Here is a 20,222-nt window from a genome sequence, read left to right on the forward strand (position 1 = left end):
CATGCACGCCTTTCTCCGGTCAGCGGCAGGAACTCTCCGCAAGGACCTGACCATATGGCGTCGGGACCGGCCGGTGCTGGCGGTCGGCGTCATCGCGCCCCTGGGGCTCTTGCTCATAATGGCCCTCTTCTTCGGTGCCGGCGGCCGACCGGACGCCGCCCCAGTCGTACTGGTTTCGGAGGGTCAAGGGCCGGTCGCCGCGCGCCTGGCCGAAACGTTCCGCAGCATCCGGTCGCAGGTCAGCCCATGGTGGAAGCTGCTGCCGCCCAACCCCCGGCTGTTTGCCAGCGAAGAGGTCCCGGGCATGGCCGTCATCCCGGCCGACTTCGACCAGTCCCTCACTCTGAAGTTCTATCTGCATAACTGGAACAGCGACCTCGACCAGAACTACCGCTACCGCCTGGCCTACACGCTCGGAACGTTGGAGGCGGGCTTCCCTGAGAATAGGGGCATCCGGGTCGTCCGGCGGGAGACTCTGAGCCGCGACGTCACCTGGGCGGCCTACATGGCCGGGACGACCCTGGCCTACGCCGCCATGCTGGCCGCCATCCTCTTCGGCGGGGTAGCCGCCGCGAGGGAAACAGAACGGGGCACAGCACGCTTCGTTGGTTCGACTCCCGCCAGCCCCTGGGCCCTCGCTCTCGGCCGAACCCTGGCCGCCGCCGCCGGGGCGTCGATTTCGGCTTTGGTCGCCTGGGCTTTCGCTGCCCTCCTCTGGAAAGTGCGGGTCTCCGGTCCGGCGTCCTCGCTGGTTGCCGTTCTCTTCCTCGAGGCCCTGGCCTTCGCCGGGCTCGGCGTTTTCCTGGGTGGCCTCCTCCGGCGGCAGCACTTGCTCATGCTTCCCACGGGGCTGATCGCGCTGCCCCTGTGGTTCCTGAGCGGGGGCATCGGGCCGGTGGCCCTCTTCCCGCAAACCCTTCAGACGCTTGCGCGTTGGCTTCCGACGACCTACGCCTTCGGAACGGTGAGCCAACTGGTTCTCTTCGGAAGTGCGGGCGACTTCGGCCTGACCCTGGCGGTGTTGGCGGGTACAGCTATAGTAACCTTCGGCCTGGCTGGCGTGGTGACGGCCCGGCCAAGCTGACACCGTCACCCGCGGCTTCCCGCGGAGTTGAGCCCAACTCCCCGTGGGCTTCGTGAGGAACCACGACCGATGGTACCACGCGCACTGCGATTCTGCACGGTGATGGGTCCTGACGACCGCCTCAAACCTCGCTACGGTAGTAAGCACGCGACAACTTCTGCCCCCGCTCTTCACTCCACCGGGGGTCCTGCCCCGCGAATGCGAGGCTGCGAGGTAACCTCATCGATGGACTTCTACGTGAATCCGTATCTCTGGGAGCAGCAGATCCACCGCTGGCACGCAAACGGCGGGCTGGGATGCTGCCGGGACAAGGCCAGCGACCTGCCCCCCGAGTTTCACTTGCAGGTGGCGGCCGTGAGGAACCAGTGCCGCCCCCTGTCCATACGTTCTGGGCGAATCAGGCGGCAGGGAAAGGGGAATCTCAAATGAAGCTGACCACGACCGCCGATGTCCTCGATCTGCTGGGAACCTGCCTGGTCTCCGCAGCCGTCGCTGCAGCCCTGGAATCGCAACTATTTTGGCGCCTGGCGGAGCAGCCCCAGACCGTGGGCAGCGTGTCCGAGGCACTGGGCATTCCCTTAAAGCGCTGCCATCACTGGCTGGAGCTTCTCGCCGGCCTCGGTCTCCTGCAACGGCGCGACGAAGCCTACGTGCCTTCTCCTACGGCGCGTGCTGCGATCCTGGATGCGTACAGCCCGGAGACCTGGGCGCTTCTGGCAGAGGAATCGCGCGAGCGTTACCCGGCTGGCCAGGACCTGGCGCACCACATCGGTCGTCCCGGCTCAGTTTGGGAAGCTCAAGGCCGCAGGCCGCCCGACTACGTTGCCCAGATGGCGCAGAGCCCTGAGCGTGCCCGGCGTTTCACCCGCATGCTTTATGAGATCCATCGACCCCTGGCGGCAGAGCTGGCCGAGACTCTCGACATGACCGGGGTGCGGCGGCTCATGGACCTGGGTGGCGGCTCAGGCGTGGTGTCGCTGGCCCTGTTGAATCGTCACCCCGATCTGACCGCTGTCGTGGTGGACATCGCCAATGTCTGTGTGGCCGGCCGGGAGATTTGTGCAACCAGCCCGGCGGCCGAGCGCCTCGCCTACCACGCCGCCGACTTTCTCCAGGACGAGCTGCCCTCCGGATTCGACATGGTGCTGGAATGCGACGTTGGCATATACGGCGAAGCGCTGTTCCGCAAGCTGCGAACCGTCTTGAACCCGGGCGGGCGCCTGGTGATCGTAGACGAACTGGCACACCCGGCGCGCGTTCCCTCGCTCTCGCGCCTGATCCACGCTTTCCGGGCTTCTCTGGCCGACCCCGATTCTACGACCCCCACGGCAGCTGAGGTGCAGTCCCTCCTGACGCAGGCGGGATTTCGGCTCGTTCCGGAACAGATCTTGTCCCGGGGTGAAGTTGTCATCCAGGCCCACAACTGACCCGGACTTAAGCGCAACACTTCCCCTCCAGGTGAGAACGGAGCAGTTCCCCCAGGATCCTCACGCCGGCGTCGATCTCCCTCGGCGTGGCACTGCACCAGACCAGGCGCAGGTTGCGCTCGCCGCCCCCGTGCACGAAGTAATCGACGCCCGGACAAATCCATACTCCCGCCCGGGCAGCTTCCTCATACAGGTGCACAGAGTCCACTCCCGGCGGCAGGGTAACCCACGCCGCCAGTCCTCCCTCGCCGGCGTACCACTCCACTGAAGGCGGGAAATACTCTTCCAGTGCACTCACCATCGCTTTTCTCCGGGCCCGGTAGATCCTGCGCGCTCGAGCGAGGTGCAGGCGGCAGTAACCCAACCGGCAAAACTCGTGCAGGGCGGCCTGGAGAATGGGGCTGCAGTTCAGATCTGCCGTCCGCTTTGCAGCAGCGAGCGCGGCAACCGCATGTCGAGGGGCAACCACCCAGCCGATGCGCAGACCGGGAAAGAGGAGCTTGGACATGCTGTTCACGTGGAGCACCCTGCCCGACCTGTCGTGGGCCTTGAGGGGCGGGATGAAGCTGCCGGGGTGGCAAAGCTCATCCGAGAAACCGTCTTCAACCACCACGAAATCGAACCGGTCCGCATACTCAAGCAACTTCAGCCGCGTCGCCAGGTCCATGGTAACGCCGGTGGGGTTCTGGAAGGTGGGCATCACATATACCATCTTGGGTCTCTCCTGCTGTGCCAGGGCAGCCAGAGACTCGAGATCCAGACCGGCGGACGTCACAGGTATTCCCCGTATCCGTACTCCCGCGGCCCGCAGGCAGGCAACGGCGCCTACATAGGTGGGGTCCTGCGTGAAGACGACGTCCCCCGGATTGAGCAGCGTCCGGCATATCACGTCCATCCCCTGCTGGAAGCCGCTCACGATCAGTACTTCGCCTGGCTCGGAAGACACACCCTTCCTGCCCATGTAGGTGGCAACCCACTCACGGAGCGGCTGATATCCTTCCGTGGGACCGTAGTCGAGCAGGACGGTATGATCTCTCTGCAGGACGTAGTTGATGCACATGCGCATTCGTTCCGCTGACCTCTGATCCCACCAGGGCACCAGGCGCGACAGGATCACCCCCGGGGTACCCGCCTGCGGCGCGCGGCTGCGGGGAGGCAGGTCCGCAATCATTCGGGCTGAGTCCGACAGCATGTGCCCCCAATCAACCGTGCTGTCTGCCCCGTCCGCCTGCCCGGTCGACCTCACCCGGTAAGCTCTCCCTCCCTGCGCGCTCGCCACGAAGGTTCCCGTTCGCCCCCTGGCTTCCAGCACACCGTCGGCCACCAGAGATTCGTAAACAGTGAGCACGGTATTCCTGCTCACACCGAGCAGGCCGGCCAGGACACGCGAGGACGGCAACCTGCTTCCTGCCGGAAGGCTTCCCGCCGAGATCAGCCCCTGGATCTGCTGCCGCAACTGCATATGCATGGGGCCGTTATCGGGCTTGCTACTGATGAACATGGCTCTGGTGCCTCCGCATCACTTTCCACCCCCCACAGGAAAAACCTGCCTGGCGTCTCCTACCGTGGCGACCCGATGGCCTACCGCGTAGTAGTGCACGGGGGCGTAAACAACCGGATCAAGAAGGCCCATGTCCACCTTCCCGTACGTCGGGTCAGGCACGCGGTGGTCGATCAGGATGTTCTTCACCTCGCCGAAGAACACCCGGCTACCGCTCTGGTGCACAGTGTTCACCAGCGCACACTCGAAAACCCAGGGGGAATCGTCGAGCACCGGGACGTCGAGAACACTCCCCCGCGACCAGGCGACTCCGGTGTCCGCACACTTGCTGGTCTGGTATCCCGAGGTGTTGCCGAAGTAGTCAGCCACCTGGACCATGCCTGTTGTCACCAGGTTGGCAGAGAAGGCACGGGTCTTCACGACCAGGGTCGGGGTCATCTTTTCCCCGCGCGAGGCGAACATGACCGTCGGAGGGCTAACCGAACAGAAGGTTATCCAGGTGATCAGCGTGAAGTTCGGTTCTCCGTCATCCCTGAAGGCTCCGATGACATACGCGGGTTGGGGGAAGAATCCTCGTTGCGGCGCAATGGAACGCCTGGCCACCTACGTCACCTCTCCTCTGGGTACTGGCGGCCCGGCAACACAGTCGGTTAACCCCCCGGCGCGGGGCCCCATCAAGCAGCAGGGCCCTCTCTCAGGACTTCGCCGGTCTGGTTCTCTCTCCTGCGGGCCCATCAACCCAGCCAACCGCCGCGCAGTCCATCACAGCCCGGAATGCCCCCGGCTCCTCACTCCAGGCCCGCACTCCTGCAGCCATCGCATCCAGTGTCTCCCGATCAGCCCATCCTTCCCCGACGGCCACATCCACGGTGGCCGGCGAGCACAACACCTCCACCAGGATGTCCGCAAAGGCGCGCACGGCCCCTGTGTCTCCCTGGCACTCGGCGAAGGCAAACCCGATGCTGCGCCCGAATCCGGCCTCAAGCAGCAGGCGGCGCTGGTGCCGCGCGTAATACGGGCTGCCGCCGTTACGCTCCCGCACCCGCAAAACCAGGCTGCTTGCCTCTGCCAGCAGCGGCGTCGACGGGACGCACAGCACGGTGCCGTAATCAGGGTCACGAATCGCCACCACACCGCCCGGCCTGAGCACCCGGCGCATCTCTCTGAGGGCCCTCAGGGGATCGCTCAGATGCTCAAGCACGTTGTGGGCGAAGGCGGCGTCAAACGAGGCGTCCGGGAACGCGAGCTCGTATATGTCCCCCACCCGAAACTCCACATTTGCCGCTCCCCGCTGAGCCGCCAGCGCCCGTGCCCGCTCGATCTGACGGGGCTCCAGATCGACCCCCACGACCGACCCGGACGCCAGGACTTCGGCAAACCCGAGCGTGATGGAGCCCGGGCCGCAGCCGCAGTCCAGCAGACGCATGCCGGGGCGGAGGAAGGGGAGGAAGAAGCCCGCCCGGTCACGCGCGGTACGTTGCGAGTGCCAGCGGTGGGCGCCGGGGCCATAGCCGATGCTGTATACCTCTCGCTCCACAGGCAACTCGCTCCCCTGGCCAACTCAGGGTCGCATGCCGGTAGCCCGGTCCACTAGACGCCTCTCCATGAGCGCTCTCACTCGCTCCGCGAAATGCACCGACTCGGCGCACGCCATGAGGAACTGGCGCTCCCTCTCCAGTTGCGTTTCCAGGCCCGGCCACAGGGACTGGTTCAGCAGCTCCTTGGCCCTGGCATATGAGGTGGCGGGCCCCGACGCCAGGCGCCCGGCCACGTCCAGGGCTTCCCCGAGCAACCTTTCCCCGGGAACCACCCGGTTGACCAGGCCCCAGGCCAGCGCCTGTTGAGCACTCACCGGTTCATCCAGGAAAACCAGCTCTGCCGCCCTACCGCCTCCGGCCAGCCCGGGAACGAACGATGACCACCCGCCGTCGGGACAGAGGCCTATGCTCGTATAGGCCTGCTTCATGAATGCGCCTTCGCTGATGAGCCTGAGGTCGCAGGCCAGGGCCAGGCTCATCCCCGCCCCCACGGCAGGACCGTTGATGGCTGCCACCACGGGCTTTGGTATCAGGCGAAGATCGGCCACCAACCTGTGCAACAGCTTCGTCAGGTCCCGGAAGTACCGCGCCGGTTGCTTCCCCAGAAGCTCATACGCGGGTTTCATGTCACCCCCGGCACAGAAAGCCCTTCCGGCACCGGTGATCACTACACTCCGCACCTCGGGGTCCTCTGCGCACCTCTCCACCGCCCGCACCAGCGCACCGCTCAACGCCTGATCCAGAGCGTTGAGCACCTGGGGCCGGTTCAGCGTAATCAATGCGACGCCCGACTCAACGTCCAGGGTGAGGTTCTCCGACTGAAAGCCGGTCCTGCTGCCCTCCAATGCTCTCCCTCCCTAGTCGTGTCGTTCTCGAAAACGGCTTTTCGCGAGCGGTGGCGACGGTGAACCGTCGCGAGGGACTCCCCCCACAAACGCCCGTGGCCACTGGGTTTCAACCCGCCCAGCGCCAGCCAGACGGTCCCGGCCGGGACGGGGCACTGCGTACGGAGGAAACGAATCCCGGTCACCGAAACACGGTAACCTCTGTCGAGTGTTCATGGTGCGCTCCCCGCTAGGCGGGCGCCCTGGGAACCAGGGTGATGGCTCGTTGCGGGCAGGTGTTCACACAGAGGCCGCATCCGTAGCACCTGGCCTCGTCATACGCCAGCACCCCATTCCCCAGCACCCTGGCTCCAAACACGCACCGGAGGACGCAGGTACCGCAACCGGTGCACACATCCATGTCGGTCCGGGCGACCCACGGTGCCTTGCGCACCCACCGCGTCCGCCCGAACCTGAGCAGAGCCTGCAGGTCATGACAGCAACAAGGGCAGCACGAACAGAGGGCGTAGGGGCGATCTCCCGGCTCAAACACGGCCAGGTGAACCAGGCCCTCGCGATCCGCTATTCTCAGGATCTCTTCACCTTCGTCCACCGTGATCGGCCTGCCCACGCCGCGGGCACGGTATTCCTCGGCCCGGCTTCCCAGGATCAGGCAGGTCTCCAGCGGCTTGTCGCACCTCTGGAAGGTCAGGCGGCATGCACAGGGGAGTAGCTGCAGAGCGGAGGTCGCAGCCATCAGACGGTGGGCGTCCACTCCGGGCATCACGGTAGTCTCACCCGAGTGCGGATGGCGATGCCCGGTGAAGGCCTCTTCCACCGGCAATACTTCTGAGCTCGCCTTGAGGGCTCCCTCTTCGATGAGGTCGTCGTACATCTCGAGCCGCCTGGTCAGGTAGAACTCCCGCAGTCTGACCAGAGACGCCCGGTCAAGCCCGTCCACCCGCCCCTCACCCAGATGAATCAGGAGCAACGAGTAGAAGCTACGGGCATGATACCAAAACTCGTCCCGGTCGAGATCCGCTGGCCTCCTGCGCGCCAGTATTCCCCTCCGGAAAAGGTCTTCCAGGAGCTCAGCGGCAGTCTCCAGATCCGTCCCGAAGGCCCCGGCGAGCCGGGAGGGATTCACCCAATCGTCGCCCGCGCACCAGAGAACGTAAGGTGCATCTGGGGATGGAACGATACGGCTCAGCTCAGGCAGGAACTCATCGGGACAACCGGTCCTGCGGGCAAGGGCCTGGTAGATTTCCAGCATGCCACTCTTCCCCTCTCGCCGGCCCCGGGCACACGTCAGGGCCGGGTACCTCACCAGGTCAGATTCTCCAAGACCGCCATGTGCCCCTACGTCCGGGCCGCTGCCACTCAGATCATACCACCCCCGGGTGACGGAAGTGAGGTGCCAGCCACCGCCCCTTTCCGCGCCACGGTGGCCCCCCCCGGCGGAGCCCGCCATCGCCCGCAGGGGACCACCAGCGGCCTCCTGTGTACACGACCTGGCTCTTGACCCGCGTGGCCAGGAACGGGATACTTCTTGCATGGGCGATGCTGGCGGCCGGGACGGCGGACCGGGAGCCCGCCGGAGGTGGTGGACCTGGCACTGACGTTGGAAGCACTGCGTCCTGCTGCGCGGGAGGCAGGCTTCCTGGCGCTGGCGGCCATACCCTGCACGGAGTTTTCTTCGTGGGGCGCCTCGGTGCGAAGCAGGACCGGATACGGGGAGTTTCCCTCCCTGCCCTCTCTCACGGACCCCACCACATCGCTTCCGGGCGCCCGCACCATCGTGGTGGCCCTTTGGGATTACTCGCGGGCCGTGGTGCCCCCATCCGCGCGCAGCAGGGTGGCCCGGCTCTACCTCTCGGAGAGCGACCCACCCGACCAGGGGACACACGGCGGCGGGCGGTGCCTGGTGGAGGCATTCGCCCGGCTGGGGTGGCGATGGAGCGGGAAGGTTCCCCGCCGAGAGGCTGCTGTGGCGGCGGGGCTGGTGGTTCAGAGGCGAAACTGCCTGGGATACCTCCCGCACGGACACTCCTTCGTGTCCCTGTTCGCATGGGCGGTGGACGCCGAAATTCAACCGGGACGCCTGGTCAACCGTGATCGTGCCCCGGCCGGCCTCGGGGAGCCGCTGGTTGGGTTCTCATACCCGCCCGCGCGCGTGGATCCCTGCGGTCGCTGCCGGCTATGCATCGACGCCTGCCCCACGGGTGCGCTGGCCAGCCCTTTTGTGCTGGACCCACGCCGGTGCATCGACCGGAACACGTGGCGGGCGGGCGAGTGGTTACCGCGGGAGCTGCGCTCGAAGATGGGCACCTGGATCTATGGGTGCGACGTCTGCCAGGAAGTCTGCCCGCGCAACCGGGCCGTGGCGGAGCCGGCTCCCGCCCCCGGTGACCAGGCACTGCTCAACTTCGCACTGGAGCACCTGGCGATGGTGGCGGACCAGGAGTACCGCGCGGTGTGGCACAGGTACTTCGTATACAACCCCAGCAAGAACGACATCCGCCGGAACGCCATCGTGGCTCTGGGAAACCTGGGCGACCCCGCGGCGGAACCGATCCTGCGAGAGGCGCTCGGTGATGGGGACCCGATGGTACGGGGACATGCGGCCTGGGCCCTCGCGAGAATGGCAACCCGCACGGCCCGGCGTACTCTCCAGGCTGCCCTGGCCCGGGAGACCGATCCTGCCGTGCGGGACGAGATCGAGCTTTCGTGCCAGGAAGCAGCCGTCTGATAAGATAGGGAAGGCCATGGAGAACCACTACCAGAACCATCTTCACCGGTACGCTGAGCCGGCTGCTCCCGGGAGCCAGCGCCCATTTGTCCGGGCTCTGACGGACTCCATTCCCGTCGCGGCAGGTATAGGCACGTACGGCGCGGTATTCGGCTCGCTTGCCCACCAGGCGGGGCTCACCTTCTCCGCCACCCTAGCCATGTCCGCCCTGGTCTTCTCCGGGACAGCCCAGTTCGCAGCCCTGCCGCTCCTGCAGGCCGCCGTCCCGCCGGGCCAGCTTTTCGTGACCGCTTTCCTGCTTAGCCTGCGCCACCTGGTCATGGGCCTCTCCTTGGCACCCCAGCTGGGGAGGGTGAAGCCGGCGCACCGGCTGCTCCTCGCGTACGGCATGAACGACGAGAGCTACTCTCTCACCACCAGCGACGCCGCCCGGCACGGTTTCCATCCTGGCTACATGCTCGGGACCGGACTGGCCACCTTCATCGCCTGGACGGCCAGCAGCGCTGCAGGCGCCCTGCTGGGTGGGGTGGTTACGGACCCCGCCCGGTGGGGCCTGGACTTCGCCTTCCCCGCGGTGTTCATCGCCTTGCTCGTACCCCTGGCCCGCGGGCGGGCCGGCGTGGCTGCAGCCCTTGCCGGAGCGCTGGTGGCTGTTGCCGCGGGCCCGCTCCTGCGCGGAGGCGGACACATACTGGCAGGTGCACTGGCCGCGGCGGTCGTGGGAGGTATCGTGGACCGTGGACAGTAACCTCTGGGCGGCCATTCTCGCTATGGCCGCTGCCACCTACCTGACTCGCTGCCTCGCGCTGGTGTACCCGTCACTGCCCCTTCCCGGGGTTCTGCGGCGCGGCCTTCGATACATCCCTGCGGGTGTGCTGGGAGCACTGGTCGCCCCGGCACTCATCACTCCGCGGGGCCACCTCGTCCCGCCCTGGCAAAACCCCGAGCTGCTGGCCGGGCTAGCGGCAGGAGTGGTCGCTGTCCGCACCCGCAGCATCCTCCTGACCATGGCAGCGGGAGTCGTCGCCGCGCTGGGTTTCCGGCGCGTCATTCCCTAGCCCTCTTCCAAGGGGCGGGGGAACAGGTAGCAATACCGCCTCTCACCACCGCCGCGCGGGGCCATGCACGCTGCCCCTTCCTGCCTCCACGGCGGCTGGCAGCGGCGGCTAGCGGCGGCAGCGGAAAGAGAGCAGGCGATCGGGGCCGGCGCAGTTCACGACGTGCTCCTTGCCCAGCCAGGCGCGCCGGGCCACCTGCACGCCCAAGTGCATGTCGTCCAGGCCGCCGGCACTGTGGGCATCGGTGTTGATGACGAGCGGGATTCCCCACTCCAGCGCGGCCTCCCGGGCCAGCTCGTCGGAGAGGTCCAGGCGGTCGGGGGAGGCATTGATCTCCAAAGCCTTGCCCTCGGCCCGGGCCACCTCGAAGATCCGCCTCATGTCCACGGCGTATTCGGGACGCCGCCCGATCAGGCGCCCGGTGGGATGCCCCAGGGCATCCACGTGGGGATGGCGCAGGGCCCGCTCGATGCGGGCGGTCATGGTCTCACGGTCCTGCCGGAAGCCGCTGTGCACGGAGGCAATCACGACGTCCAGCCCGGCCAGCACCTCGTCATCCAGGTCCAGGTGACCGTCGGCCAGGATGTCCACCTCGATGCCCCTGAGCAGTCGGAAGTCCTTCCCCTCTTTCTCCCACTTGCGGTTGAGGGCCTCGATCTCGGCTCCCTGGCGGGCCAGGCGCTCCGCATCCAGCCCGTTGGCCACCGTCAGGCTACGGGAGTGGTCGCAGATGCCCAGGTAGCGGTACCCGCGGGCCATGGCGGCGCGGGCCATCTCCTCCAGGGAGTTGCCCCCATCGGACCAGTCGGTGTGACAGTGGAGGTCCCCCCCGAGGTCGCTCTCCTCCAGCAGGGCGGGAAGGCTGCCCGCTTCCGCCGCCTCGATCTCGCCCCTGTCCTCGCGCAGTTCGGGAGGGATGAATTCGAGACCCAGGTGGCGGTAGATGTCGCCTTCTTCTGCCACCGGCAGACGGCGTCCGTCATCGGCGAAGAGGCCGTATTCGTTGAGCTTCAGCCCCCGCTCGCGGGCCCGCCCCCGCAGGCGCACGTTGTGTCCGGCCGAGCCGGTGAGGTACTGCCAGGCGCAGGGGAACTCCTCCTGCGAGACCACCCGCAGGTCGACGGCCAGCCCCAAACGGGTCCGCACCTGCGACCTGGTCTCCCCCTGCAGGACGACCTCGTCCACCACCGGCATGTGCAGGAAGAAATCCATCACCCGGGCGGGCTCCGCCGAGGAGGCCACCAGGTCTACGTCCTTAACCAGCTCCCTGCCCCGCCTCACGCTCCCCGCTATCTCCACCCGTTCCACCATGGGCAGGGAGGCCAGGTACCCGGCCAGCTCCCGCGCCACCGGATAGGCTAGGCCCAGGGGGCTGCGCTCCAGGCGCACTCGCAGCAACTCAATCCCGTGCAGGATGGCCTCTTCCTTCTTCGCCCCCAGCCCCCGGATGGTGCGCAGCCGGTGATCCCGGGCGGCCGCCTCCAGTTCGGCCAGGGTGGTGATCCCCAGCGCTCGCCAGATGGTGCCCACCGTGCGCCCGCCCACGCCGGGGATGTCCAGCATCCGGCGCAGCCCCGCCGGGACCTCCTGGTGCAGCCGCTCCAGGGCCCGGCAGGTGCCGGTGGCCAGGATCTCCTCGATCTTGGTCGCCAGGGCCTTGCCCACTCCCGGGATCTCGGTGAGGCGTTCCTCCGCCGCCACCTGCGCTACCTCTTCAGCCCACCCCCGCAGGACCTGGGCGGCCCGCCGGTACGCCCTCACCTTGAAGGCATCCTCGCCCTTGATCTCCAGCAGGTCGCCGATCTCTTCCAGAAGCCACGCCACCTGGTAGTTGGAAGGTTGCGGTGTCACCCATTTGCCCTCCTTGCCCGGGGAGGAAACCGGCTCCTCCCGTGAAAAGAGTCCCCGAGGAGGCCCATGCCTCCCGGGAGGCAGCCAACATGGGCCAGCTCTGGGAACGCGCCCTCGCCTGAGCCCGCCGCCGCCTGGGCGTTTCCGCCCGACGGCGCCACCGGAGGCGTGGAGGCTAGGGCGAACCGGGCCGCGCCGCCCGGCGATCCCAGATCCGATAGTCGCAATGGGTGCCCCCCTCCATGAGGGTGCTGCGCAGAGAGCGCCCGAATGCCGGGTTAAATCCCCGGGCGGAGAACTCCCCCATCCGGCAGGATAGCACATATCCCAGATCGGCGGCATCGAGCTCCCGGAACTTCTCCGCCCAGAAGCAGCGGGAGACGCGCAGCACCGCAGTGGCTCCTTCGTACCGTACCCCGCAGGTGACGAGCGGGTTGCTCAGGAAGCGGAGCCGCAGGTAAGTGTCCAGGTCCTCCCGGCCCAGCTCCTGGGCCCGCTGCCGCCAGCGCCGGCGGTGCAGCTGGGCCAGACCCCGGGACGCCACCTCCACCACCTCGGGGCCGAAATGGCGCTGCAGCTCCCGCAGCATGGCCACCATCTCGGCGACACTGGCCCCCCGCACGCGGTGGTACAGCCGCTCTTCGACCGACATTTCCTCCAGCCGGGTGCCGGGCGGGTACAGCTGCTTGCGCAGGAGAGCCCGCGGCATTTCGGCCGGGGACCCGCCCCCCTCGGCAACGACCCCCACGGCGCTTGCCGGGGAACGCGCCCGCTCTCCCCAGTCCACCGCCGCTCCCCCGGGGATCACCTCAAACCCCAGGCTGCGGTGAAAGGCGAGCGACTCGGGGCGGAGGGGCCCGGTGATGGCCGAGACCGTGTGGCATCCCCGCTCCTCCACGGCGGCAAAGAAAGTCTCGTAGAGTCGGCGCCCCACCCCGGATCCCCGCCTGGTCGGGTGAACTCCCGCCAGGTGGATGTAAGCCTCCCCCGGGCGGGACTGGGAGACGAACCCCAGCAGGAACCCGATCAGCCTGCCATCCTCTTCGGCCACAAAACCCGTATCCGCGAAGTGCAGGAAATGCCCCGGAGCGACCTGACCCGCCCAGGAAACGTCAAGCCAGCCTGCAATCGCTTCGGAAACGGCTGCATAGTCCCCCGGCTCAAGCTGGCGGATCTCGTACACGCCGGCCACCCCCTCGCTTTCCGTGAGGGAGAGTTCGCCACCTCCCCCGCCCCCACCTACCGCACACCCATCTTCCCCCGGCCCATCCCCGTCTGCCGGCAATGCGCCCGCACCCGGATGCCCCGGCCAATGCCCCCCATAGGAATGCCCCGGCCGATCAGCGGTACGGCAGGAACTGGCATCGGCGCGGGGAATAGCATGGACGAGGTAGCCACACAGAGGGGGGAGGCGAGGCATTGGACAAAGAGCTCCGCGAATACCTGGACGAGCGATTTTCCAGGGTCGACCGGAGGCTCGGGGACCTGGAGGAACAGGTGACCGGAGTCGATCAACGGCTCTGCCACCTGGAGGAACAGGTGACCGGAGTCGATCAACGACTAAACCAGGTTGAAGAGGGACTTGCAGCCGTAAGTGCACGGCTTGAACGCATGGACGAGCGCATGGCCGGTCTCGAGGTGATGGGCGAGACGGTCCAGGATCAGGTCCGCCTGGTGGCAGAAGGTCACTCCACCCTCTACGAGGCCATCGGTCGCCATTACGAGGAAGTGCGGAGCGAGCTCAGGTTCATGGGCGGGATGCTGAAGAACTGGAACGACCTGGTGAGCCGCCGGTTGACGGAACTGGAACGACGGGTGAGGGAGCTGGCAACATCGCGTTAGCTTTGCGTCAGGCCGTCAGACCCGTCCTCACCGCAGGGTGGCGCCCAGGTCCACCTCCAGGGCGTGCCTGACCTCGGCGTGGATTTCATCCACCTCGCGGTCGGTCAGGGTTTGCTCCGGCGAGCGGTACGTCAGCGAGTAGCCCAGGCTGCGGTGACCAGGCAGGATTCCTTCTCCCCGGTACACGTCGAAGAGCCGCACGCTCTCCAGCAAAGGTCCGCCCGCAAGCCTGATCACCTCTTCGGCCCGGGCGGCCGGGATGTGGTCCGCCAGCATGAACGCCACGTCGCGGGTAACGGCTGGGAAGCGAGGAAGGGGCCGGTAGAGGCGTTCCTCGCCGGCCAGGGCGAGGAGAGTGGTGAAATCCAGCTCGAACAGCGCCACCCGCCCCTCCAACTGGTGGACACGCGCCGCCCGCGGGTGGAGTTCCCCCACCACACCCAGGAGATGCCCTCCCGCCGTGAGCCGGGCCTGGCGACCGGGGTGCAGGTACGGCTCCCCCGTCGGCGTGTACTCGACCGGCCTGACCCCCAGAACATCCAGCAGGTACTCCACCACGCCCTTCATGTGGAAATAGTCCGTTTCCGGAGCCCCACCGCTCCAGTGGCTCTCCCACCAGGGCCCGTACGTGGCTCCGGCTACATACAGCCGTTCAGCCGGCAACTCCCTGGGGGGCAGCTCCCCCGGCAGGTATACGGCCGCGATTTCGAAGAGTCCGGCCCGCGTAACCCGGTGGGCCTGGTTGTGCGCAAGGCACCCGAGCAGTCCGGGCACCAGGCTGGTGCGCAGGACACTCCACTCCACGCTGAGGGGATTGCGCGTGGTGAGGGCCCGCCGACGGGGGTCATCCCCCTCCAGCCCCAGGCGGTCGAATGCATCCGGCGAAATCAGGGAGAAGGTGAGCGCCTCCGACAGCCCGGCCGCGGCAAGCACCTGGCGGGCGCGGCCAATGAGCCGCTGCTCCCGGGTGAGGTAGCCGGCGGAGGGCGATCCCGTGGGCAGGGTTGACGGAATGCGCTCGTAGCCGTGAATGCGCGCCACTTCCTCGATGAGGTCGATCTCGCCCACCACGTCGCCCCGCCAGGTGGGCACCGCCACCTCCCACCGCTCGTCCGCCCGCCCCGTCAAACCGCGATCCGGCGCGGGCGAGGCGGCGGTCGCGGGCGCGGTGGAGGCAGCGGGCGACGCCGCGGTGACGGAGAAACCCAGGCGGACCAAGGCTTCCCGGGTGGCGGCACGGGGGATGTCCAGGCCCAGGACGGCACCCACCCGGGCCGGCCGGAACTCTACCGGCCGCGGGCCGTATTCCCGGGCGCGCACGTCCACCGCCCCGGGTACTACCCGCGCCACCCCCAGCTCTTCCAGCAGATGGCACGCCCTCCGGGAAGCGGCCAGGACGCCGGCCGGATCGATCCCTTTCTCGAAGCGGGCGGCAGCGGCCGTCCGCAGGCCCAGCCTCCGGGACGTACGCCTGATGCTGATGGGATCGAACCAGGCTGCCTCCATGAGCACTTCTCGGGTGGAGCCCGTGACCTCGGTATCCTCTCCGCCCATGACTCCCGCCAGCCCCACCGGCCTGCCGGCATCGGCGATCACCAGCATCTCTTCGTCCAGCTCGCGCTCCTGCCCGTCCAGGGTGCGCATCCGCTCGCCGGCCCGGGCCCGTCTCACCACGATGCGGCCTTCCTCGAGGCGACGCAGGTCGAAGGCGTGCAGAGGTTGACCGAGCTCCAGCATGACGTAGTTGGTGACGTCCACCACCGCACCCAGGGGCCGCATCCCGGCGGCATGGAGCCGGAACTGCACGGGGACGGGAGAGAACTGTGGCAGGACATCGTGGAGCAGGATGGCCGTGTAACGGGGGCAGAGGCCGGGGTCTTCCACCCGCACGGAGGTAAGGCGGGCCGCCTCGCCCCCGGCGTCCGTACCCGCAGGGAGGGCCACCTGGTAATGGCGGGCAAACACAGGGGGCAACTGCACCTCTCCCCCGGTCAGGGCGGCCACCTCGCGCGCCACCCCCAGGATGCTCTGACAGTGGACGGCATAGTTCACCGTCAGCTCCAGGTCGAGCACCACATCGCGCAGCCCGAAGTAACCCACCAGGTCGGTGCCGGGAGCCACCTCGAGAGGAAGTATGACTATCCCCTCCCCTTCCCGGTGCTCCTCCCCCAGCACCAACTCGGTGGCGGAAAGGAGCATGCCCTCGGACAGCTGGCCCGCGAAGTGCTGGCTGCCTATCTGGCGGCCTCCCGGCAGCACAGCCCCCGGCCGGGCGTAGGCCACCACCTGTGCCGCCGCCAGTCCCGGGGCCCCGGTCACCACCTGGCGGATGGCCCGTCCGTCATCCACGCGGCACACCCACAGGCTGCGCGACGCCGGATGAGGCAGGATCTCCATGATCCGGGCCGCCACCAGGTCCGCCAGATCCTCGCCCAGCCGGTCCACGCCCTCCACCTTGAGCCCGCTCCAGGTGAGCCGCTCCGCCAGCTCCTCCGCGTCCCAGGCTACACTTACATAGTCGCGCAACCATCCCAGGGGTACCCTCACAGCCTTCACCTCTCATTCCAGCTCTGCAGGCCGCCGCACTGCCCCTGGACCTGCCATGCCGTCCGTGCAGGCGACGGGCCTGCCGCGTGCCCTCGCTTCGATCTCTCGGCACGCCCAGAGGCGACATTCATGCGAACTGCTCCAGGAAGCGCATGTTGTTCTGAAACAGCAACCGCATGTCGGTGATGCGGTACTTGAGCATGGTCAACCGGTCCAGACCCATGCCAAAGGCGAACCCGGTCACTTCCTCCGGGTCGTATCCGCCCACCTCCAGCACCCGGGGGTGCACCATCCCGCATCCTGCCATCTCCAGCCAGCCGCTACCGCAGGTGGAGCACCCCCGCCCCCCGCACAGAAAGCAGGTGGCGTCCAGCTCGGCGCTGGGCTCGGTGAACGGGAAGTAGCTGGGCCGCAGGCGCACCCGGGTCTGGGGACCGTACAGCTGACGGGCGAACTCCTCCAGCACGCCCCTGAGATCCGCCATGGTCACACCCCGGTCGACGAGCAGACCTTCCACCTGGTGGAACATGAAGGAGTGGGTGGGATCCACGGTGTCGCGCCGGTACACCTTGCCAGGCGCGATCACCTTCACCGGCAGCCGGGGAGCCATGGTCTGCATGACCCGGATCTGGACGGGGGAAGTCTGGGTGCGCAGGAGGATGTCATCGGTGATGTACAGGGACTCCTGGGCATCGCGGGAAGGGTGGTCGCGGGGGATGTTCAGGGCCTCGAAGTTGTACCAGTCGTACTCCACCTCGGGACCCTCCGCCACCGCGAAGCCCAGCCCCAGGAAGATGCGTTTGACCTCGTCCGCCACCTGGTACAGGGGGTGGAAATAGCCCCGCCGCACCGGCACCCCGGGGAGGGTGACGTCCACCTTCTCTTCCCCCAGGCGGCGGCTCTCCTCTTCCTGCTCGATCTCCTCCCGGCGGCGGGAAAGGGCTTCCTCCAGGGCCTGCCGCAGCATGTTGGCCTGGCGACCGAACTCGGGCCTCTCTTCCGGCGGCAGCCGGCCCAGTTCGGCCAGCGCCCTGGTGACCACTCCCTTCTTACCCAGGTAGCGGATGCGGATCTCCTCCAGATCGGCCGGGCTGCGCGCCCGGGCGAGGTCCTCTTCGGCCTCTCTTCTCAGCGTGACCCAATCTCGCTCCATGCTCTCGCGCACCTCCCGCCCGGTCAGCCCTCCGGCCGCCCGCCCCGGATTCCGCCGGTGCGGCGGCGCAGCGTCATGCCCGGTGCCACACTCCCGCTGATACGAAAAAACCCCGTCCTCTCAAGGACGGGATTCCCCGCGGTACCACCTGGATTGAACCGGCCCGACCGGGCCGACCCCCCTCTTTCCCCCTATCGCAGGGTCGCGGCCGCTCCTACTTGCCCCAGGGGGTTTCAGGCGGCGGCTCGGGAGGGAACTTCCTCCGGTCACGCCCGGGCGGGCTCTCAGTCCGCGGCCCACCCTCCCTGCAGGGCAGTATCCGGAGTACTTTCCTCCGTCAAGGCCTGGCAGGATTCGGTTGCAGAATTCTGAAGCGGCGGTACATGAGGTAGGCGGTGACGGAACCGGTCAGCTCGAAGATCCTCCACCAGAGGTCGGCAGCTGACATACCCTCGCACGCCCCTTCCCGTCGCTGTCGCACCGCATTATATCACAGCCCAGCGAGCCGTACAACGGCCCGCTGGCGCACACTTTCGTATAGAAGGATTGTTCCGGCCATGGCCACGTTCAGCGATTCCGCCCCGCCGGGCATGGGAATTGAAACCGCCACGTCGGCGAGGGTCTCCAGCGCCGGGGCCAGCCCGCGGGCCTCGTTCCCCAGCAGGATCACGGTCCGCCCGGTGAGGTCCGTGGCAAAGGGGGGGGCTCCGCCGCGGGCCCGGGTGGCCACCACCCTCCATCCCTGCTCCCGGAGGCGGCTGAGCACCTCCCATGACGATACCCGCCACGCCCTCACCCGGAAGGCCGCGCCCGCGCTGGCCCGCAGCGTCTTGGGAGATGAAAGCTCCGCCGTCCCGGGACCGAGCAGCAGGGCCCAGACCCCCGCTGCCAGGCCGGCGCGTACGATGGTCCCCACGTTGCCCGGATCCTGCAACCCGTCCAGGGCCACCACCAGAGCCGGCTCGCCGGGGGGAGAGACCGGTTGCCCGGACGGAGGCCCATGCGCGCCCGGCAGCGAAGCAAGCTCCCCCGCAGGCAGCACCCTCTCACCGAACTCCACCACCGCCACCACGCCCTGGGGGGTAACAGTCTGGGCGCATGCCTCCAGAGCCTCCGGTGCGACGCACGTCAGGCGGCCCCCCGCCCCGGCCGCCCGTTCCAGCAGGGCGGTCCCCCCGGGATGGGCAGTCAGCTCCGGCGTATACAACACGAGAGGCAGAGCCACCCGGGCTTCCAGGGCCTCGGCCACCAGCCGCCGGCCCTCGATCACCGTGAGACCCTGCCGCTGTCGCTCCTGCCTGTCACCCAGGCTCCGCACCCACCGGATCAGCCGGTTCTGGCGGCTGCGGATTTGGGGCTCCTGGTCATGCATCTCGGGTTCGCGCGCTCAACACGCCCTCCGGTACGGCGGGGCGCCTTTGCGCCCGCTAGGCCGACAGGGCCTGCCGGGCCTTTTCCACCAGATTCGTGAAGGCGGCCGCGTCGCGGACGGCCAGGTCGGCCAGCATCTTGCGATTGATGGCGATGCCGGCCCGCCGCAACCCGCCCATGAGGCGGCTGTACGACATGCCGTTCTGCCGCGCCGCCGCGTTGATGCGGGCGATCCACAGGCGGCGGAAATCCCGCTTCTTTTCCCTGCGGTGACGCCGGGCGTAAGCAAGAGCCTTCATCACCGCCTCGTTGGCCGCCCTAAAAATCCTGGACCGCCGCCCCCAGTACCCTTTGGCCAGCTTCAGCACCTTGCGGTGACGCTTTCTCTTCGGTACTCCGGTCTTGACCCTGGGCATTCCCGACTCCTCCGTGACTCTACCGGGTTGACATCCGGGCGCTCCCCTGCCCGCCCTCAAAAGGCGTAAGGCATCAGGCGGCGCACGCGACGCGACTCAGCCTTCTCCAGGATGGTCCCCTGGTTGAGACGGCGCTTACGTTTGGCGCTCTTCTTCTCGAACTTATGGCTGGTGAAGGCATGCTGCGCGCGCACCTTACCCCGGCCCGTCACCCGGAAACGCTTCTTGGCACCGCTGTGGGTCTTCATCTTCGGCATACGCAGGCCTCCATCACTAGACTGACCCATACTCCTGCGCCCTGGCCCGTACTCCTGGGGCCTGACCCGTGCTCTGGGGGCTTAGCCCGTACTCTTGGGGCTTAAGATCATCACCATGTTGCGTCCTTCCAGGCGGGGCGGCCTCTCCACCACCGCCAGGTCGGAAACCTCCTGCACCAGGCGCTCCAGAACCTCCCTGCCCAAATCCACGTAGGCGAGTTCCCGGCCCCGGAACATGAGGGTAACCTTCACCTTGTCGCCGTCTTCCAGGAAACGCCTGGTGTTACGTGCCTTCACTGCGAAATCGTGCTGCTCGATGCGCGGCCGCAGCTTGGTTTCCTTCATGTCCCCCGCCCGCTGCTTCTTGCGAGCTTCCCGATCCCGCTTCGCCATCTCGTACTTGTGCCGCCCGTAGTCCATGATGCGGCACACAACAGGCCGGGCCTGGGGAGCCACCTCTACCAGGTCCAGACTCTGATCGTACGCCATTTCCAGGGCTTCACGCAAGGAAAAGATGCCAAGCTGCTGGCCGTCCACCCCGATCAGGCGCACCTCGCGCGCCCTGATCTCTTCGTTGACCCGCAGGTCCTTGTCTATACGCTTT

At 67.6% G+C, this 20,222-nt stretch carries 20 protein-coding genes; 7 read left to right on the forward strand and 13 right to left on the reverse strand.

Annotated elements, in window-relative coordinates; all coding sequences use genetic code 11:
• Position 1 precedes the first annotated feature (1 nt).
• The 3 genes from QME70_13045 to QME70_13055 all read left to right on the forward strand — a co-directional run bounded on the left by QME70_13045 (position 2) and on the right by QME70_13055 (position 2,511).
• A complete protein-coding gene (locus QME70_13045) occupies positions 2-1,084 on the forward strand; it encodes an ABC transporter permease (GenBank protein MDI6895492.1) in 1,083 nt (360 codons plus the stop codon).
• 225 nt (positions 1,085-1,309) lie between these two features.
• Entirely contained in the window at positions 1,310-1,513 is a 204-nt protein-coding gene (locus tag QME70_13050) for a hypothetical protein (protein ID MDI6895493.1), read from the forward strand.
• A complete protein-coding gene (locus QME70_13055) occupies positions 1,510-2,511 on the forward strand; it encodes a methyltransferase (GenBank protein ID MDI6895494.1) in 1,002 nt (333 codons plus the stop codon). The genes QME70_13050 and QME70_13055 overlap by 4 nt, the downstream gene beginning before the upstream one ends.
• A 7-nt stretch (positions 2,512-2,518) precedes the next feature.
• Here QME70_13055 and QME70_13060 read toward each other — a convergent pair whose 3' ends face one another.
• The 5 genes from QME70_13060 to QME70_13080 form a co-directional block, all read right to left on the reverse strand.
• Positions 2,519-4,012, reverse strand: a complete 1,494-nt coding sequence (locus tag QME70_13060; GenBank protein ID MDI6895495.1) for a PLP-dependent aminotransferase family protein — start codon at positions 4,010-4,012, stop codon at positions 2,519-2,521.
• An 18-nt stretch (positions 4,013-4,030) separates the two neighbouring features.
• Positions 4,031-4,615, reverse strand: a complete 585-nt coding sequence (locus QME70_13065; GenBank protein MDI6895496.1) for a flavin reductase family protein — start codon at positions 4,613-4,615, stop codon at positions 4,031-4,033.
• A 91-nt stretch (positions 4,616-4,706) separates the two neighbouring features.
• Positions 4,707-5,549 carry a class I SAM-dependent methyltransferase gene (locus QME70_13070; GenBank protein MDI6895497.1) on the reverse strand — a complete coding sequence of 281 codons (843 nt, stop codon included), beginning with the start codon at positions 5,547-5,549 and terminating at the stop codon, positions 4,707-4,709.
• Between the two features lie 24 nt (positions 5,550-5,573).
• Positions 5,574-6,395: an enoyl-CoA hydratase-related protein gene (locus QME70_13075; GenBank protein MDI6895498.1), complete on the reverse strand. Its 822-nt coding sequence runs from the start codon at positions 6,393-6,395 to the stop codon at positions 5,574-5,576.
• A 229-nt stretch (positions 6,396-6,624) separates the two neighbouring features.
• The gene (locus QME70_13080) at positions 6,625-7,701 is read right to left on the reverse strand and encodes a 4Fe-4S binding protein (protein ID MDI6895499.1); all 1,077 of its coding nucleotides are present in this window, start codon (positions 7,699-7,701) and stop codon (positions 6,625-6,627) included.
• Positions 7,702-7,977: 276 nt separating this feature from the next.
• Between QME70_13080 and QME70_13085 the strand changes: the two genes are divergently transcribed.
• The 3 genes from QME70_13085 to QME70_13095 are packed head-to-tail and all read left to right on the forward strand — an operon-like array spanning position 7,978 to position 10,181.
• Complete coding sequence (locus QME70_13085) at positions 7,978-9,123, forward strand: 4Fe-4S double cluster binding domain-containing protein (protein MDI6895500.1); 1,146 nt, start codon at positions 7,978-7,980, stop codon at positions 9,121-9,123.
• 16 nt (positions 9,124-9,139) lie between these two features.
• Complete coding sequence (locus QME70_13090) at positions 9,140-9,871, forward strand: AzlC family ABC transporter permease (protein ID MDI6895501.1); 732 nt, start codon at positions 9,140-9,142, stop codon at positions 9,869-9,871.
• Complete coding sequence (locus QME70_13095) at positions 9,861-10,181, forward strand: AzlD domain-containing protein (GenBank protein MDI6895502.1); 321 nt, start codon at positions 9,861-9,863, stop codon at positions 10,179-10,181. The genes QME70_13090 and QME70_13095 overlap by 11 nt, the downstream gene beginning before the upstream one ends.
• A gap of 108 nt (positions 10,182-10,289) precedes the next feature.
• On the opposite strand, the gene polX is transcribed toward QME70_13095, so the two are convergent.
• Both polX and QME70_13105 read right to left on the reverse strand, forming a co-directional pair.
• Positions 10,290-12,032: a DNA polymerase/3'-5' exonuclease PolX gene (gene polX / locus QME70_13100; protein MDI6895503.1), complete on the reverse strand. Its 1,743-nt coding sequence runs from the start codon at positions 12,030-12,032 to the stop codon at positions 10,290-10,292.
• 175 nt (positions 12,033-12,207) lie between these two features.
• Positions 12,208-13,317 carry a GNAT family N-acetyltransferase gene (locus tag QME70_13105; protein MDI6895504.1) on the reverse strand — a complete coding sequence of 370 codons (1,110 nt, stop codon included), beginning with the start codon at positions 13,315-13,317 and terminating at the stop codon, positions 12,208-12,210.
• Positions 13,318-13,451: 134 nt separating this feature from the next.
• Here QME70_13105 and QME70_13110 point away from each other — a divergent pair, with 134 nt between their 5' ends.
• On the forward strand, positions 13,452-13,874 hold the full coding sequence (locus tag QME70_13110) for a hypothetical protein (GenBank protein MDI6895505.1): 423 nt from the start codon (positions 13,452-13,454) through the stop codon (positions 13,872-13,874).
• A gap of 27 nt (positions 13,875-13,901) precedes the next feature.
• Here QME70_13110 and QME70_13115 read toward each other — a convergent pair whose 3' ends face one another.
• From QME70_13115 to infC, 6 genes are all read right to left on the reverse strand, one after another.
• Complete coding sequence (locus QME70_13115; protein ID MDI6895506.1) at positions 13,902-16,421, reverse strand: phenylalanine--tRNA ligase subunit beta; 2,520 nt, start codon at positions 16,419-16,421, stop codon at positions 13,902-13,904.
• Between the two features lie 127 nt (positions 16,422-16,548).
• Positions 16,549-17,574 carry a phenylalanine--tRNA ligase subunit alpha gene (gene pheS, locus QME70_13120; protein ID MDI6895507.1) on the reverse strand — a complete coding sequence of 342 codons (1,026 nt, stop codon included), beginning with the start codon at positions 17,572-17,574 and terminating at the stop codon, positions 16,549-16,551.
• A gap of 490 nt (positions 17,575-18,064) precedes the next feature.
• A complete protein-coding gene (locus tag QME70_13125) occupies positions 18,065-18,892 on the reverse strand; it encodes an RNA methyltransferase (GenBank protein MDI6895508.1) in 828 nt (275 codons plus the stop codon).
• Between the two features lie 109 nt (positions 18,893-19,001).
• The gene (gene rplT / locus QME70_13130; GenBank protein MDI6895509.1) at positions 19,002-19,361 is read right to left on the reverse strand and encodes a 50S ribosomal protein L20; all 360 of its coding nucleotides are present in this window, start codon (positions 19,359-19,361) and stop codon (positions 19,002-19,004) included.
• Positions 19,362-19,417: 56 nt separating this feature from the next.
• Positions 19,418-19,618 (reverse strand): 50S ribosomal protein L35, encoded by a 201-nt coding sequence (rpmI, locus tag QME70_13135; protein MDI6895510.1) that lies wholly within the window; start codon positions 19,616-19,618, stop codon positions 19,418-19,420.
• A gap of 81 nt (positions 19,619-19,699) precedes the next feature.
• Entirely contained in the window at positions 19,700-20,215 is a 516-nt protein-coding gene (infC, locus tag QME70_13140; protein MDI6895511.1) for a translation initiation factor IF-3, read from the reverse strand.
• Positions 20,216-20,222 lie beyond the last annotated feature (7 nt).

It is taken from the genome of Bacillota bacterium (assembly GCA_030019365.1).
GTDB lineage: Bacteria > Bacillota > Sulfobacillia > JACIYH01 > JACIYH01 > JACIYH01.